We start from the raw sequence: 14,919 nt of genomic DNA on the forward strand, positions 1-14,919 counted from the left end.
GGCGGTGTGGACGACGTTCGCCGGTTCGTTGCGTTTGCCGCGCAGCGGCTCCGGGGCCAGATAGGGGCTGTCGGTCTCCACAAGGATGCGGTCGGCCGGAATCGTCGCGGCCACGGCGCGCAGGTCGGCCGACTTCTTGTAAGTCACCATTCCCGCGAAGCTGATGCACAGACCAAGCCCCAAGCACTCCTCGGCCATCGCCGCATCGCCCGTGAACGAGTGCATCACGCCCGTGAGCGGGCCGCGGCGGCGGGCTTCGCGGAGTATCTCCAAGACGTCGGCCTCGCATTGCCGCATGTGGACGATGAACGGCAAACCCAGTTCTTGCGACAGGCGGATATGCCGGTCGAAATATTCCTGCTGCAACGGGAAAGGAGAATGGTCGCGAAACCGGTCGAGGCCGGTCTCGCCCAGGGCCACGACCCGCGGAGAGCCGGCGAGCGCGACCACGCGGTCCCAATCTTCCTCCTGCGCTTCGGCCGTGTAATTGGGATGGATTCCGACGGCCGCGTACAAAGCGTCATGCTCTGCCGCCAGCCGCACGACCGCGGCGCTCGAATCGGCCGTGACCGCGATGACGACAATCCGCTCGACGCCGGCAGCCTTCGCCCGCTCGATTACGGCCGGGCGATCCGCGTCGAAATCCTCAGAATCCAGATGCGCGTGCGTATCGATGAGCGACATGAAACCCATCCTGTAATTCCTGTCAAGCAAGTTTCAGACAGGATTAACAGGATTTACAGGATGATGTTACGGCGTTGCCAGTTTCAGCTTGTCGTCGCTGCGGTGTTTGACCACCTCTTCCAGCGATTCGAGATGGCCGCGGGAGTTGCCGAGGACCTCTTCGGCCAGCACTTGCAGCTCCAGATCGCCGGCCAGATCGGCCACGCAGCGCTCGATCGCCCCGACGTCCTGTTTTTGGCGGCGGGCCATCTCCGTGAGCAGGAAGTCGAACGAGAGCATGTTCAGCTCGGTGAATTCCATCGGAAAATCGCCGTTATCGACGCGGCCACGCTTCTGCAAGATCGCCTCGGCGATCCGGCCGGCGTAGAGTTGCTGGTCGGCCACGATGTCGGCGAGCACCTTCGCGGCAGGCTCATCGCCGATATGCGTCCACGGATCGGCCCCCGCCAGATACATCGGCAGCGACCGGTAGAGGATGCGAAACAGCCGGCCGAGAACATCGATCGAATCGGGTCGAACTTGATGCATGCGTGGACGTGAAAAAGGGGACAGGTCCAATTAAGTCGGCTTATGGAAAAATCGAGGTGACAGGCTCCCGTGCCGACTTAATTGGACCTGTCCCCTTTTTCACGCCTTCACGCCTTCGCACGTTTCACCACAAGAGCTGCGACGCGGCGCGGTGCGCCCATTCGTATAAATCGTTCCACCAGAGCCCCAGCAGCAGAACCGGCAGGGTAATCGCCACCACGTAGGCCCCGGGGAACGAGACGAGCGGGAAGGTGAACGGCGGGCGGTCCTTCGGCTCCGGCTCGAACGCCATCACTTTCACCACCCGCAAATAGTAGAACAGGCTCACGGCCGTGTTCAGGCCGCCCACGACCAATAGCGTGATCATCATCCCGCGAGCGGCGTCGTTTTGAATTCCATCGACAAGCGTCGAGAAAATCACGAACTTTCCCGAGAAACCCGCTAGCGGCGGCATGCCGACGAGGCTAAATAGGATCGTGCCGAAGCAGATCACCAGCCCTGGCGAAGTGCGGATCAGGCCGGCGTAGTCGGCGATTTCTTCGCTGCGGAGCGTATTGCGAAGGAAGGCGACGATCGCGAAGGCGCCGAGGTTCATGAACAAATAAACTCCGGCATATAGCGGCACGGCGGCGAAGGCGGCCTCGGCCGCCGCCGGGTTCTTTCCAGCCAGCACCAATCCGGCCGCGACCGGCATCATCATGTACCCGGCGTGCGCAATGGTGGAATACGCCAAGAGCCGCTTGATATTCGTCTGGCCGTACGCGGCCAGATTGCCGAACGTGCATGTGATCGCGGCGATGAAGCCGACGAGCACGGCCATGTAGCTGCGGACCGGATTGAGGGCCGCGATGCGCGGGTCAGTGGTTCGATTGGCTGCGCCCTCCGGGGCCTTACGGCCACCGGCTCGTACGTCGGCAAAGGAAGGCGACCCAGCGTCCGAATTTGAGCCGGTGGCGTAAGCCACCGGATTTGCGGTCGCCAATCTTCCCGTCATCGAATTCGTAACCGGTTTCAATGCGGTCACGAGTGCCGTTACCGGAACCGCCGGTTTGGCGGATGGCTCGACAAAGCCGAACCCGACCGTCACGCGGATCAGAAGCGCCAGCGCCGCCGCCTTCGAGGCCACGGACAGAAAGGCATTCACCTCGGCGCTGGCCCCCTCGAACACATCGGGGCACCAGAAATGAAACGGCACCGCCGAGAGCTTGAACGCCAGCCCGACCATCACCATCAGCCCGCCAAGCACTAGCACCATGGTGCGGTCGCCGATCGTGCCCGCCTGGATGAACTCCGCCAATTGATTGGTCATCGTCGGCAGGTGACACGAGCCGAGCACGCCCGCCAGCAGGCTAAGGCCGTAAAGCATTATCCCGGCCGCTCCCGCCCCATAGATCGAATACTTCAGGGCCGCCTCGCTGCTCTTGCGCCGCCCCTTGAGCATGCCCGCCAAGGCATATGAAGGCACGCTCGCCATCTCAACGCCCAAGAAGATCGTCACGACGTGATTGGCCGAGGCCATGATGCACATGCCGAGAGTCGCCCCGAGCACGAGCGAATAGAAGTCCGGAGCGTCTTCGCGATCGGGAATGCCAGAGAGCCGCGTAAGTGTCACGAACACGACGGCGAAGAACATCAGCAAGCCGCGGAAGAATAGCGTGAACGAGTCGTATGTCAACATACCGGTGAACAACTCATGTCGCACCACGTGGCCGTCCGCGGCCAGGAGCGACTCGGGCTGCGTCCACGGTAGCGCCAGCCACAGCCCGACGAGCGAGCCCGCCAGCGCGATATAAAAGGCATCGATCCGCTCGAGGCCGCGGAACACGCGCAGCAAGAGCATCAGCACGATCGTCGCGCAGATCGCCAGCTCCGTGCGGAAAGCCGGCAAGCTCAGCGCCACGGTATTGTGCAGCAGTGAATCGACGAGTTGCGAAAGTGAATTCACGTCTTGTTGTCAGTTATGGTGCGCGGACGCGGTCTCGGCGGCGAGAGTAGCACTTGTCCGTAATTCCGCGCTAGCGGTCGTTCCGCCGGATTCGGTCGGCGCGTCTTTCACGGTCTTCGTCCACTCGGCGAGGTCAGTGACCGACTTGTTCACGCTGGGGGTCATGTAATTGAAAATCGCCTGCGGATAGACGCCTAGCAGAATCGCAAAGGCCAATAGCGGCGCGGCGATCGCCAACTCGCGCCTCGTCATCGGAGTAAGGTGATCGCCGTGCGGGCCCTTATATTCGGGGCCAAGATAAACGCGCTGGATCGTCCACAAAATGTAGCCCGCCGTGAGAATCACCACCGAGGCGGACAAAACGGCCAGCGTATGGCTGAAGTTCCAGACCGAGAGTGTCACCAGCACCTCGCCGATGAATCCGCACAGGCCCGGCAGCCCCAACCCGGCGAAGAAAATGCCGATCGCGATGCCGCTGTAGACGGGCATCTTTGCGAACAGCCCGCCGAACTGGTCGAGATTGCGATGATGCACTCGGTCGTAGATCACGCCGACCAGAAAGAACATGCCGGCCGAGCTGATGCCGTGGGCAATCATCTGGAACATCGCGCCGTTGACGCCTTGCGCCCAGTAATCCGGGTTGAAATCGTACTTTCTCGTGGCGCTCCAAACTCCGAGGCCGAGCACGACGTATCCCATGTGGCTCACCGAGCTATAGGCCACCAAGCGCTTGAAATCCTTCTGGGCCATCGCGGCGAACGCCCCGTAGATCATGCTCACCACGCCGACGCCGCAGACAAACCAGGCCAGATCGTAACCGGCGTCGGGGCAGATCGGATAGCAAATGCGGATGATGCCGTAGCCTCCCATCTTCAAGAGCACGCCGGCGAGGATCATCGATATCGGGGTCGGGGCCTCGACGTGCGCATCGGGGAGCCAGGTGTGCAGCGGCACGGCCGGCACCTTGATCGCGAAGCCGATGAAGAGCAGCAAGAAGGCCCACCATTGCAGGTTCTTGCCCCACAGCAGCGGCTTGTGAATGTATTTGCCGTCGACCATCTCGCCGCTGAACGGCGATTCCGCAAGCTGCCCCATTTTGGTGAGGGCCAGGATATTGAACGTGTGCTGTGGCTCCGTCGAGGACCGAATGGAACTGGCAGCCTCGGGAGTGTCGGCCACCTTCGCCACGACCAATTGATCCGCCGAGAGCAGCCGCAGGTCGCTATTGAAATACAGCATCAAAATGGCGATCAACATAAACACGCTGCCGAGCAACGTGTACAGGAAGAACTTGATTGCCGCGTACTCGCGCCGCGGGCCGCCCCAAACGCCGATCAGGAAATACATCGGCAGCAGCATCACTTCCCAAAACACATAGAACAGAAAGAAATCGAGCGCGAGAAAGACACCGAGCATCCCTGTTTCCAAGAGCAGAAACAGGATGCAATACGCCCGCATCGCCTTCGTGATCGGCCAGCTTGCAGCCATCGCCAGCATGCTCAAGAACGACGTGAGCAGCACCAGCGGCAGGCTGATGCCGTCGAGCCCCATGAAGTAGAAGATCTTGAACGAGCTGATCCAAGGCAAGGAGAACGTATCCTGCATCGCGGCTTGCCCGACTGAGAAGCCGGTGCTTCCCGCCGCACCATTCGCGCCAGATGCCGACGGCCACGCCAAGAGCACCGTCAGCAGGAACACCGCGCCTGTTACGATCAGCGAAAAGAGCCGCATCGCCTCGGGCCGGTCCTTAGGAAAGAACGCCAAGGCCAGCGCGCCCAAGGCGGGCAGGAAGACGACCAGCGTCAGGAGCGTAGTGTATTGATTGGACATAGGCCGGAGGTCAGAGGTCGGAGGTCGGAGGTCGGAGGTCGGATTGTTGGAGTTCAGCCTTTAGGCGGCGGCAGGCTAAAGCCTGAACTCCAACTATTGGTCAATGGTCAGGGGCTGGACGCACCCCATGCCGAATTCCAGAAGAAGCTGATTAGGATGAATAGGCCGACGGTGCCAACCACGATCAGCACCACGTATTGCCGCAGCCGGCCCGTCTGCACGCCGCGCAGCCGCAGGCCGGTCGAATGAATCCAGCGGGCCGTCGCATTGACCAATCCATCGACGAACAGCCGATCGATCAAGTCGTCGAGCACCGAGACGCTGCGCACGGCGAGCGCGCAGCCGTTGATGAACGGGTCGATCACTTGTTTGTCGAAATCGGCCACGCGGCGCGAAACGAACATCACCGGGCGGACGAAGATCGTTTGATACAACTCGTCGAAATACCACTTGTTCCACAGCAGCCGGTAGATCCAGCGGAACTGATTGCAAATCTCGTCGGGGTTGAGCAGTTTCCAGGCGTAAATCACCGTGGCGAGCAAAAAGCCGGCCAGCGCCGTCGTGCTCGCGACCATCGTTGCGGAGATGTGCACCGCTACTTCGTGGCTCAGATGCTCCGCCGGGTGAACGAGCCAAGGCATGAAGACGCCGCCGTTGATCGTGGCGGCAGTCCCCGCTGGCCGCGCTTGTTCCAAAAGATCAGGCACACCGAAAATCGGCCAGCCGATGCAAACGGCAAATACCGCCAGCACGACCAGCGGGATATACATCACCTTCGGCGATTCATGGACATGATCGTGGACATGATGATCGCGAGGCGCACCGACGAACGTCATGTACCACAGTCGGAACATGTAGAATGCCGTGACCGATGCCCCGGCGGCGGCCACAAAAAAGAACACGCCGCACAACGGATTCGGATTGCTGTTCTTGAACGACAAAGTTTGGGCGATGATCGAGTCCTTGGAGTAATAGCCGCTCAGGCCGATCAAGAATGGAATCCCGCCCCCGATGATCGCCAGACAGCCGACGAGCATCGTGTAAGCGGTCCAGGGCATCTTTTTCCGCAGCCCGCCCATCTTCGTCATGTCGTTCGTATGGCAAGCGTGGATCACCGAGCCGGAGCAAAGGAACAGCAGGCTCTTGAAAAATGCGTGCGTGATGAGATGGAATAGTCCAGCCAGCCAGCCGCCGACCCCTAGCGCCAGCATCATATAGCCGAGTTGGCTGACCGTCGAATAGGCCAGCACCCGCTTGATATCGACGGCCGTGATGGCGATCGTGGCGGCCAGCGCGAGCGTGATGCAGCCGATGATGGCGATCACCAGCAGCACCTCCGGCGTGAAAACGGGATAGAAGCGGCCGACGAGATAAACTCCGGCCGCGACCATCGTCGCCGAGTGAACTAGAGCGGAAACGGGCGTGGGCCCTTCCATCGCATCGGGGAGCCAAACGTGCAGCGGGAATTGCGCGCTCTTGCCCACGCAGCCGCAGAAGATGCCCAAGCCGGCGATCAGCAACAGGCGATGGCCATAATGGATGGGATCGGGAGTTTCGCTGCCGTCGGAATTGACGATGACGCGCTTGCCGTCGCGCCAGTCGTGCAGCTCGCTTTCGACTTCGGACTCCGTGGCGGCGATTTCCTCTTTGGTAGGATGGCGCGGATCGGCCGCATGTTCCTTCAGAACTTGCCGCCGCAGCTTTACCGCGGGGCTCCCCGCGTCGTCGCGAACCATGCGGTCGGTCGCCTTGAGGGCATAATTGTTCTCCGGCGCTCGAACGAGGCTGAAGATGCCGCGCGACTCGATTTTCCCGCTCGCGTCTTTGCTGTCGCCGAAGGCAAACGTGCCCAGCGTTCCCCAGAGCGCCATCAGGCCGATGATCATGCCGAAATCGCCGACGCGGTTGACGATGAAGGCTTTGTTGCCGGCGTTCGAGGCGCTCTTGCGCTCATAGTAGAAACCGATCAAGAAGTAAGAGCAGATTCCCACCAGCTCCCAGAACACGAACACCATGAAGATGTTGCCGGCGATCACCAGCCCGAGCATGCTGAAGCAGAAGAGCGAGAAGTACTGAAAGAAGCGCGGGTAGCGCCCGTGGCGCTGCAGGTGGTGGCCGTCGGAGAGCGTCACCTCGTGATCGGTCACGTCGTGCAACTCGTCGTGCATGTAGCCCGAGGCGTAAAAGTGGATGCACGTCGCGATGAGCGTGATCATCGCGAACATGACGATCGTCAGGGCGTCGATGTAGTAGCCGATGGTAAGCTTGAGCGGCCCGATGACGGCGACCGTGTACCACTCGCCGCTGTAGTAGGCCGGAGGCGCGACAGGTTCAGATTCATCGCCACCGGCGGACTGCTTGCCGGCAGTTCCTTCGCTCGCAGCGGCCTTATCGACGGCTGTAGCCTTATCGACGGCGCCGCTCTCATTTGCCGCCGCGATCGCTTTCTGCCGCGCCGACACTACCGGATGCTGTGAAACCCAGCCGATCAAAGCCACGACCGACAGGACAAAGCCCGTCAGAATCGCCCCGGTGGCCACCCAGGCTGCCTTCCGGCCGTGCTTGCCCATCCGCGGACCGAAGAACACGATCAGCGCGAACGAGACCAGCGGCAAGAGCCAGGCCAGTCCCAACAGCACCGGTAATGTCGCGGCAAGATTCATGCGTGGCGTGACTTGATCGCTTCGTACTTTGTACTTCGCACTTCGTACTTAACCCTTGAGTTCATCCGCGCGATCCACGTCGACCGTCGAGTGGTTGTTATAGAAGTTGAGCGTGATCGCCAATGCCACCGCAGCCTCGGCCGCCGCCAACACGATGACGAACAGCGCGATCAGGCTGCCGTCCAAGCCGATTGAAAAAGTTGGATTGGCCTGGAGAAACTTGCTCCCGAAGGCTACGAAGTTCACGTTCGCTCCGTTGAGCACCAACTCGATCCCCATCAAGACGCCGAGCGCATTGCGCTTCGTGGCCATGCACACCACGCCGGCGACGAACAGGATCGCACCGACGACCAGGTAGTGCGAGACGCCGATGGGTTCGGTCAAGAGGTTCATGCGATTTTGGATTTCAAGATTCGATGCCGATCGTGCCGCGCGGCTTGGCGCGGCGCTTGGCTCGGGCCAGGTACGCCGCGCCGATCAACACAACCAGCAGATGCACGGACACGATTTCAAATGGCAGCAAATAGCCCGATAGCGTTCCTCTGGGTCCAGTATCCGGTTCGTCCAACTGATCCACGCGCGCCCCGAGCAGCCCGAGTCCGAGGCGCGTCGAGGTGGGTTGCGCTTGTGGAAGAGAATTTATCGCGGCCGCGGCTTTCGTTTGCGCCCCCTGATTCCAGTCCCCGATTTTGAACGCCGTCGGCAGCAACACGGCCAGAAGCGATCCGCCGACGAACGCCGTCAGGATCCATTCTCCGCCAGAGGTTTTCATCGAAATGAAGGGGCCTTGCGCGGTGAGCATCACGCCGAATACGAGCAGCACAAGCGTGCCGCCAACGTAGATCAGAATTTGCATCGCTCCGACGAAATCGGCCCCCGCCAGGAAGAACAGCCCCGCCGTCGCGCCCAGCGAAAGCACCAAATAGAACGCCATCCGAACGATATTGCTGGAGAACACGACGGCCAGCGCAAACGCGCAGGCGAGCAGCGAGAAGAGCAGGAACATGAACGAGTGCCAGTTGATCGCTTGCACGTCAGCGCCTCTCCCGTGAGTCAGCTAACCTAGACGCGAAGCTCGCCGCGGCGCGTTTTGCAGTCCCCTCTCCCTTTGGGAGAGGGTTAGGGTGAGGGGCGTCGCCTTCGACCTTCGTACTTTGTACTTGCGCGCCGTCAGCCAGCCAGCCCTCGCGGACTTCGGCCATCGGCGTCGATCGCAAAATTCCAAGGCCGCCTGGCAACTCGTATTTCCAGAGCATCGCACCCAAGAACATGACGGCGGCGATCGGCGTGCAGTATTTCAAGCAGGTCTTCATCACCTGATCGATGCGCAGCCGCGGCAACGTCCAGCGGACCCACATCATCAGCGTGATGCCCAGGCTGCATTTGAACATGAAATTGAGCATCCCGAGCAAGTTGCCAAAGTAATGCAGCAGGGGATTTGTGGAATGGGCCAGGCCAAGCCACTGCGTGATCGGCACGGGGCCGTTCCAGCCGCCGAAGAACAGGATCGATGCCAATCCGCTTACGGCAAACATCGACCCATACTCGGCCATGAAGAAAAAGCTCCACCGCAGGCCGGAATACTCGGTGTGGAAACCGGCGACCAACTCACTCTCGGCCTCCGCCAGATCGAACGGGGCACGGTTGACGCTGGCGGTCGCGCAGGTGAAGTACACCCAGAAGATGATGAACGTGAATGGATCGTGGAATATAAACCAATGCGTGAACCATCCCCGCTGCATCTCGCCGATCGTTACCAGATCCATCGAGCCCGCGATAAGCACCGGCACGACGATGCACATCCCCAGCGGCACCTCGTAGCTCACCACTTGGGCCGCCTCGCGCATCGCCCCGAATAGCGACCACTTCGAGGCCGACGAGTATCCGGCCAGGATCACGCCGAAGACTTCCAGCCCCAGCACGGCGATGATGAAGAATACCGCCACATTCAGCCGCAGCCCGACCCAGTTGTCGGCGAATGGAAGGGCGAAATACGCCGCGAACGAGGCGCAAAAGCTGACATACGGGGCGACGCGAAAGAGCATCCCGTCCGCCCCCTCGGGCATCAGGTCTTCTTTCGTGATCAACTTCAGACCGTCGGCTAGCGATTGGAGCCAGCCGAATTTACCGCCGACGCGCGTTGGCCCCAGCCGATCCTGAATGCGGCCGGAGACCTTTCGCTCCAGCCAAATGAAAAACAGGGCGCCGACGGCGACCACATTGATCAGCAGGGTCCCGTGGATCACCGCGGCCAAGGCGTAGCTCAGCCAGGACCACCATCCCCACGAATTGATAAAGAATTCGGCCACCGCGTCTGCGTCGTATTTGAACGGGAAAGCGGCGGTCTGCGGCGCTGGAAGTCCTCGCCGCCCACTTCCCGGCTTGTGTTCGTGCGCCCCAGCCGCAACCCATTCTCAGAAGCGGATGGAACTCGGTTTGGGCATGGCACTTGAGATCGTGAAATATGGCACAAAGTGCCTCGCGAACACAAGCCCCTGACGGGCAGTTTTTTCGCCTGGACATTAACGACGGAGCTCAATACGCTTTCGCCAGCACGACGCGGCGGCCGCGTTTGCCGGTAAAGATGCAGCGCCCGTCGCCGCCATCGCCGCCGATTTCGCCGAGTCGCGACACGCAGCGGATCGTCACCTTGAGGTCCTTCAAGAGTTGATCCACCGCTGGATCTTCGGCCACGTGAGCCAAGGCGAAGCCGCCGTGGATCTCTGGCTGCTCCTCGTTTTTCGGCGTGAAGTAGCGGATAAACTCGTCGCGGTCGTTGAATTCGCGCGTGTTGGCTTCGCGCGCCGCAAGCGCCCTCTGAAAGAGTGCGGTTTGAATCTCGCCAAGCCGCTGATCGACGGTGGCGACAAACTCGCCGCGAGGGACGGATTTCTTTTCCTGTGTGTCGCGGCGGCCGACGAAGAGCGAATCGCCGGCCACGTCGCGCGGCCCGATCTCCAGCCGCAATGGCACTCCTTTCTTGATGTGCTGCCAGGTTTTCTCCCCGCCGCGCAAATCGCGGGTGTCGAAGATCACCCGAATTCTCTCGCCGTCGTAGGTCTTAGTCGCCAATTCTTGTTGCACGCGGCGGCAATAGTCGAGCACCGCGCTTTGCTCTTCGTCCGTGCGGAAGATCGGCAGAATGACGACATGCGCTGGGGCCAATCGCGGCGGAAGCACCAGCCCATCGTCGTCGCTATGGGTCATGATCAGCGCGCCGACCAGCCGAGTCGAAACGCCCCAGGAAGTGGTCCAGGCGAACGTTTCCTTGCCTTCCTGATTGAGAAACTTGATCTCCTGGGCCCGCGAGAAGTTCTGCCCGAGAAAGTGCGACGTGCCGGCCTGAAGCGCTTTGCGGTCCTGCATCATCGCCTCGATGCTGTAGGTATTCACCGCGCCGGGGAATCGCTCGCCGGCAGTCTTTTCTCCCTTGATGACCGGCATTGCCATGTAGTCTTGGGCGAACGTCGCATAAAGATCGAGAATCTTGAGCGTCTCCTCCATCGCCTCGGCCTCGGTCGCGTGGGCCGTGTGACCTTCCTGCCACAAGAATTCGGTCGTGCGGAGAAAGAGGCGGGTGCGCATCTCCCAGCGCACGACGTTCGCCCATTGATTGATCAGGATCGGCAGATCGCGATACGATTGCACCCACTTGGCATACATCGCGCCGATAATCGTTTCGCTCGTGGGCCGAATGACGAGCGGCTCTTCGAGCTTTCCGGTAGGAACTAGCCCGCCGCCAGGGCCGGCCTCAAGCCGATGGTGGGTGACCACGGCGCATTCCTTGGCAAAACCCTCGACGTGCTGCGCCTCCTTTTCCAAGTAACTCAGCGGGATGAAAAGTGGAAAGTAGGCGTTCTGATGCCCGGTCTCCTTGAACATCCGGTCGAGCGTGCGCTGGATGTTTTCCCAGATCGCGTAGCCCCAAGGCTTGATGACCATGCAACCGCGGACGGGCGAGATTTCCGCCAGATCGGCGGCCTTGACGACCTGCTGATACCATTCTGGATAGTCTGCTTCGCGAGTGGGAGTGATCGCAGTTTTCGGAGCTTTTGCCATGGGAAAGGTGGCGAGAGATAGTTGAAAGTCAAATGTCAATTGCGACGCTGACGTTTCGTTAGCCCGCTCGCTTGCGATCCGGTGGGCGCTTTGCGCGTCGGTTCGCAAGCGAACCGGTTAACGGGACATTGCCAGCCGGTTCAAACACCGCTCACTCAAACCGCCGGACCATCACGGCGCTGGCTTGGCCTTGCGGCGTGACGCTCAGATTGATGAAGCTGCGGCCGGGCTCGGAGTGAGCGGGACCCGCCGGCGTGATCCGGCATTCGGGATCGGGAGTCTCGTAGTTCAAGATGGGTGGCAAGCAATCGTTCGACAGGGCCAGCACGCTGGCGATCAGCTCGACCATGCCGCTCCCTGCTCCGAGGTTGCCGAAAAAGCTCTTGGCGGCCGTGACCGGGATCCGGTTGGCCCGCTCGCCGAACACTTCGCGGATTGCCCGGGCTTCATCGGCATCGCTCGTGCGCGTTGAAAGACCGTGGGCGTGAATGTGGCCAACGTCGTCGGGGGGCGCGCCGGCCTCGGCGAGCGAGCGGCGGATCACGTTGGCCAGCGCTACATCGCGGTGAGCGACATAGTTCTTATCGGTGGCCTGCGACGATCCGGTCCCGACGATCTCAGCGTAAATCATCGCGCCGCGGGCTTCTGCCGAGCCCAGTTCCTCCAGCACGACGAGCGCCGCCCCTTCGCCGAGCACCATGCCGCTCCGATTGAGATCGAACGGACGGCTGGCTCGGGCCGGATCGACGCCGTTCGAGGCCAACTCTTCCTGCTGCGCGGCGTGGACCGATTTCATCGGATGGACCCGTGTGCCCGTCGCGCCGGCCGCCATGATGTCAGCGCTACCGCGAGTGATCGTGTGAAACGCCTCGGCCACGGCCAGATTGGCGGCCGCCTCGCGATGCGTGATCGAGTTGTTCGGGCCACGAAGGTCGTTGTAGATCGCCACGTGGCTGGCCGGCATGTTCGGCAGATACTTGAGCAGCCACAGGGGAGTGATCTCGGCCATCCCCTCCTTACCCCAGCGCGAATAATCAAAGACGCCCTGTTCCGACCGACAACGATTCACCGCCGCGCTGAAATCCTCCGGCAGCGTGAGCATGTAGTCGGTGCCGAACACGCAGCCAATCCGCTCGGGATCGACGCCGCCGACCGCAATCTTCGCGTCGGCCAAGGCCAATTGCGCCGCGGCTACCCCCATCTGCGATTCGCGGCACATCAGCTTCAGCCCCTTGCGAATCGCCTTTTTCTGCTCTTTGTCGAGCGGGCCGAATTCCTCGATATCGCCGGAGAACTTGGCCTCCGCGGCAAATCGGGCCGGCAACGCCTCGACCAGTGGGCTGTTGAACGGCCCTACACCGCTGCGACCGGAAACGAGCGCATCCCAGAGGGCCTCCTTCGAATTGCCCAACGGGCTGACCAGGCCGATGCCGGTGATAACGACGCGACGAACCATGATCTTAAATACGAAGTACAAAGGGCGAAGTACAAAGCCGAGACAGGACGTCGAATCGCGACCTGTATTTGCTCGGCAAGTATCGATCCGCCGGCTTTTCCGGCGTCAAATCCTCGCCGACCAGTATAACGCACCCATTTTGCCGGGATAGTGGAAAGCGGCCATCGACAGAGGTCAGAATCAGCGTTCTCGCCATCCCCGATCGATTTGTACTTCGTACTCTGTCCTTCGTACTTCGTACTTGTTAGTAGCGGCCGCGGTACATCGAATTGTCGCGTTGGCCGGTGCGCGGCGGCGCGACGGGGGGCTTGCCGTTCGCCCCGCGATTATCGACGAAGACGAGCAGCTCCGCTCGCGGTGACTGCGTTATGAGCGGCAGTCTGACGCTTGGTTCCGGCGTCAACGGCGTCGCGATCACGCCGAAGCTGATTAGCAGCACCTGGTCGTTCGGCCAATGGAACCGCTCGTGGACTCGATAGCTGGCCCACTGCGGCACGTCGATGTCCGTATGCTGCCGCGGCGAGATGACCGTGGGCACGTCGATCGTCACCGGGACCATCTTTTCGAGTTGATCGACGTGGCACTTGAGCATCGCGTCGATCGATTTGCCATCGAGCGATAGGAGCGGGCTGAACTCCAGCGAGAAACCCTCCTCGAATTGCGAAATCTGCGGCTCGAAGCCGGGATGGGCCTGCTCGGGGTGCAGAATTACGGCGCTCGAATAGTTTCGCGGGCGCATCGTCGAGACGACCGTCGATTGGCCGTTGTTCACGAGTAAATAGGGGGAGTTGTATTCGCGGAAATCACTCCGCTTGCGCATATCGGCCACCAGCAACGACGCATCTTCCTTAGCGAGAATCCAGGCCTGAATCCCCTGCGACTGGACGGTCACAGGATGCAGCATCTTTTGGGCCTTCGCCCGCCAACTCGGCGTGCCGATGCTGGCGATCCGCAGGCCGAACGATTGCGTATCCGCCTCGCTGTTGACGAACCGATCGACCATCTCGGAAACCACTGCCTGCATTTCCGGCGTGTGATAGACGCGGAGCGTGCGATGGTCGGCGCTCAATAGGCCGACCGGATCGGAATGCCAGGCCTCGTAGCCCGTTTCGCGAAGAATCCAATCGACGATCGCCTGCTCGGGACGATTCGTGGATGTGACGCGGAGCGTATAGGGGGTGATGTCATATTCGCGCCAGATTTGGCCCTTGTCGTTGGGGAGCGTACCGTTGCCGTTGGTCACCTTGGCGATCGGAGCGCGCTGCATGGCGGGAGTCGCCGTGGCACTAGCGCGCGTAGCCGGCGGGATGGAGTAATTCGACGAGGGAGCGCTGTTCGATGCGGCGGCCGATGGCGACCGCCACATGGAATGGCTCGTATCGGCGCCGTTGTCGGTCGACGGTCCAACGGAACCCATGGTCGGCAGTGGGACCGCAGGACCAGGATTTAGCGGGCCGGGGGCTTGCCCGCGGGCGAAACAAGCGAACATCAGGCTGGCAGCGACGCCCACCAGCAGGGCTTTCGACGAGGCGAGCATCGGTCAGCCTCCTTGCTGAACGAAAGTGCAAACAAACGGCCCGTCTGGGCCGGCGCGGGAGTATAGGGATCGCGCTAAAGCCGAGCAAGGGCGGCAGGTACAGGTACGAAGTACAAAGTGCGAAGTACGAAAGGGAACCGGCAGCACCCCAACTGACTGAAACGATAAACTGGTGCGATTGGGAAATCCTGGAAATCTTTTTCCGGCGCGTCCCGTC

Annotated in this window: 11 protein-coding genes; all 11 read right to left on the reverse strand. The window is 61.2% G+C overall.

The features are described 5' to 3' along the window. The coding region (locus tag VGY55_02905; GenBank protein HEV2968911.1) for a TatD family hydrolase at positions 1–684 on the reverse strand (684 nt) is incomplete at its 3' end. 66 nt (positions 685–750) lie between these two features. Then, complete coding sequence (locus tag VGY55_02910; protein HEV2968912.1) at positions 751–1,212, reverse strand: hypothetical protein; 462 nt, start codon at positions 1,210–1,212, stop codon at positions 751–753. Between the two features lie 124 nt (positions 1,213–1,336). After that, positions 1,337–3,157: an NADH-quinone oxidoreductase subunit N gene (locus tag VGY55_02915; GenBank protein ID HEV2968913.1), complete on the reverse strand. Its 1,821-nt coding sequence runs from the start codon at positions 3,155–3,157 to the stop codon at positions 1,337–1,339. A gap of 9 nt (positions 3,158–3,166) precedes the next feature. Continuing rightward, complete coding sequence (locus VGY55_02920; protein HEV2968914.1) at positions 3,167–4,987, reverse strand: NADH-quinone oxidoreductase subunit M; 1,821 nt, start codon at positions 4,985–4,987, stop codon at positions 3,167–3,169. Between the two features lie 107 nt (positions 4,988–5,094). Further along, a complete protein-coding gene (locus VGY55_02925; GenBank protein HEV2968915.1) occupies positions 5,095–7,650 on the reverse strand; it encodes an NADH-quinone oxidoreductase subunit L in 2,556 nt (851 codons plus the stop codon). 48 nt (positions 7,651–7,698) lie between these two features. Further along, on the reverse strand, positions 7,699–8,043 hold the full coding sequence (nuoK, locus tag VGY55_02930) for an NADH-quinone oxidoreductase subunit NuoK (GenBank protein ID HEV2968916.1): 345 nt from the start codon (positions 8,041–8,043) through the stop codon (positions 7,699–7,701). A gap of 13 nt (positions 8,044–8,056) precedes the next feature. Continuing rightward, a complete protein-coding gene (locus VGY55_02935) occupies positions 8,057–8,683 on the reverse strand; it encodes an NADH-quinone oxidoreductase subunit J (GenBank protein ID HEV2968917.1) in 627 nt (208 codons plus the stop codon). 1 nt (position 8,684) lies between these two features. Then, complete coding sequence (gene nuoH, locus VGY55_02940) at positions 8,685–9,959, reverse strand: NADH-quinone oxidoreductase subunit NuoH (GenBank protein ID HEV2968918.1); 1,275 nt, start codon at positions 9,957–9,959, stop codon at positions 8,685–8,687. Between the two features lie 226 nt (positions 9,960–10,185). After that, complete coding sequence (gene proS, locus VGY55_02945) at positions 10,186–11,709, reverse strand: proline--tRNA ligase (GenBank protein HEV2968919.1); 1,524 nt, start codon at positions 11,707–11,709, stop codon at positions 10,186–10,188. 151 nt (positions 11,710–11,860) lie between these two features. Beyond that, the gene (locus VGY55_02950; protein ID HEV2968920.1) at positions 11,861–13,165 is read right to left on the reverse strand and encodes a beta-ketoacyl-[acyl-carrier-protein] synthase family protein; all 1,305 of its coding nucleotides are present in this window, start codon (positions 13,163–13,165) and stop codon (positions 11,861–11,863) included. A 244-nt stretch (positions 13,166–13,409) separates the two neighbouring features. Beyond that, positions 13,410–14,702, reverse strand: a complete 1,293-nt coding sequence (locus VGY55_02955) for a hypothetical protein (GenBank protein ID HEV2968921.1) — start codon at positions 14,700–14,702, stop codon at positions 13,410–13,412. Between the last annotated feature and the right edge of the window lie 217 nt (positions 14,703–14,919).

It is taken from the genome of Pirellulales bacterium (assembly GCA_035939775.1).
Classification (GTDB): domain Bacteria; phylum Planctomycetota; class Planctomycetia; order Pirellulales; family DATAWG01; genus DASZFO01.